We start from the raw sequence: 2,281 nt of genomic DNA, 5'->3' as shown, positions 1-2,281 counted from the left end.
AACGCACTCTTGATCCGCTCATACTGCGCTTCTGTCAATTCCATCGGTAAAGACAGATTAACAGACATCTATCTCGTAGCGTGAACACGCCCTAATGTCGTTTCTCCCCGAGACCTGCCAAAGGCCTGTCATACCGGGATACACCGATTTGTAGAAGTGGGCGTCTTCTCTATAACGCTTCAGTTCTGCAAGCACCACAGGGCGAGGCCCAATGAGCGACATGTCACCACGCAACACATTGAATAGTTGCGGGAGCTCATCCAGGCTGGTGCGGCGTAAGAAGGCACCGAAGCCTGTGACGCGCGGGTCGCGAAGGTGCTTTTCATCCGCTCGCATCCTCATCTCCGTTATGGCGCAAACCTTGTGCCCAAAAACGTCGCGAAGGTACTCCCGCGTATGCATCGAGCGAAATTTGAAGATCGTAAATGGCTTACCATAGCGACCGATACGGGTTTCACGGTAGAAGACCGGGCCCGGCGAACTTAACCTCACAGCGACAGCGATTGATGCAAGAAGTCCCCCCGTCAGGATCAATCCGGTGCTCGCCAAAGAAACATCCACGGCTCGCTTCCAGAATCGATAAGTGATCCGTGAAGTCGCCGGAAGCTGAAGATCTTCATCAGTCCCATAAATACGTCGGGGGTGTTGCGTGATAGCGAGATCTCTGCTAGTTGTTAGCTCATCATCGAGTGTCTGCACGATCTCCTCATCCTAAAGCTCTGGAACGGTTTGGTTGGTCCAATTTATCAACTGAATTTGTCGGCACTGGCCACGAGTGTTGTCCGTGAGTCGGGTGAAAGATGATCTACCTCACTTAAATTCCAATCTTCTCCACTTCACTCAAGCTTATGTCATCGCTCCTCCTGTCATAGAGCCCAGTCGTCTTCGCGTTCGAGTGCCCAGCCATGCGCTGCGCGACTTCAAGCTTGCCACCATTGGTGAGATAGTCGGTGATGCCGGTGGCGCGGAAGGTATGGCAACCGATCGCGGTCTCAAGTTGAGCGGAGTTCGCTCGCCTCTGGACCATGTACCAGACATCAGTGCGAGAGACCGGTCGGTTGGTGAGCTTTCCTGTCCGGCCGATCGCTGAACGGAAGAGCCAGCCTTTGCCATCTTGTCGTATGCCGGCGGCCGCGAGATACGCATCGAGGTAAGCCTCGAGTTTGTGATGGCACGGCATCTGGTGGACCTTCCCATTCTTCTCATGGAGCCGAAGCCACCAACGCTTCTTCTGCGGATAGTAGTCTTCGACCTTAAGGTCGACGACGGCCGAGACGCGAGCGAAGGTGAAGGCCATGACCGCGACCAGGGCGCGATCGCGCAGTCGCACAAGCGAGGTCGCATCCATACTGTCGAGCAGATCCCGTGCCTCGGCTGACGAGATGACCGGCGTTGATCCGTTATCGACCGAGTGCCGCGGCCCCCGCACCGAGTGAGCCGGGTTCGCTGGAACGATCTGGCCAGTGACCAGCCAGTCGAAGAGCATCCGGAGGCAGGCGAGGTGCTGCTTGACTGTGGGAGCCGATCGCTCCTTCTGGAGTAGTTCGATGTAGCCGGCGACGTGCATCGGCTGAATCGCTCTGAGCTCAGAGATCCCACGTGCCTCACACCAGCCCAGAAAGAGCTTTGCCGCACGAGCGTAGGCAGACCGCGTGTTCGCATTGCGGATGTGAACGGTGAAGAACTCGAGGAACCGCAGCGCGGCCCACTCCCCTTCCCTGCCCACGAGGGCCGGCAGCAAGACTCTGAGATCATTATTTTGAAAAACGATAGCCGCGTCGATTTCCATTTCAGCTTCTCCGAACAGGCTTGAAGGAGCCAGTCGACTCCAGAGCCTCGAAGGCGTAGGCCCCTCCCCGGAAGAGAACCTCGACTCCGGGAGGCTGGCGGAAGCGCTCGATCTCGTCACCGGTGACCTCGACCAGGCGGCCGAAGAAGAACTCAGGCAACCCGAAGTCGGTGTAAGGCCCAAGGTCGGCTTCGGCCATGACGCAGGTCAGCGGGTTGCGGCGCTTGCCACCCTGAGGGGCCTCGTTGAGGGTGGAGATGGAGAGGGGATATTCCATGGAGGCAGATTAACAGTGTGGGCTGTGGAATCACTACAACATAACGTCCTTTATGTTGTAGTAAAAGCGAGAGTTTCGAACCGTCCTATCACCAGAAAATCATCGGGATTGAGTACCATCATTAGCCGAATGGACCTTCGGATGGCGAGTCGACTAAAGTCCCAAGTTGTCATTGACGGCGATCTCTATGTCCTGTTCTGAACCGAGATAGCGCT

At 56.4% G+C, this 2,281-nt stretch carries 3 protein-coding genes; all 3 read right to left on the bottom strand.

What is annotated here, in order from left to right:
* Positions 1 to 57: 57 nt before the first annotated feature.
* Positions 58 to 561, bottom strand: a complete 504-nt coding sequence (locus tag HDF16_RS30045; protein WP_184224629.1) for a sugar transferase — start codon at positions 559 to 561, stop codon at positions 58 to 60.
* A 253-nt stretch (positions 562 to 814) separates the two neighbouring features.
* Positions 815 to 1,789, bottom strand: a complete 975-nt coding sequence (locus HDF16_RS30040; protein ID WP_184224627.1) for a tyrosine-type recombinase/integrase — start codon at positions 1,787 to 1,789, stop codon at positions 815 to 817.
* A 1-nt stretch (position 1,790) separates the two neighbouring features.
* The gene (locus tag HDF16_RS30035) at positions 1,791 to 2,066 is read right to left on the bottom strand and encodes a hypothetical protein (protein ID WP_184224625.1); all 276 of its coding nucleotides are present in this window, start codon (positions 2,064 to 2,066) and stop codon (positions 1,791 to 1,793) included.
* Positions 2,067 to 2,281: the final 215 nt, after the last annotated feature.

Source organism: Granulicella aggregans (genome assembly GCF_014203275.1).
In the GTDB taxonomy this organism is placed as follows: domain Bacteria; phylum Acidobacteriota; class Terriglobia; order Terriglobales; family Acidobacteriaceae; genus Edaphobacter.
This window is presented reverse-complemented; position numbering and strand designations above follow the sequence as displayed.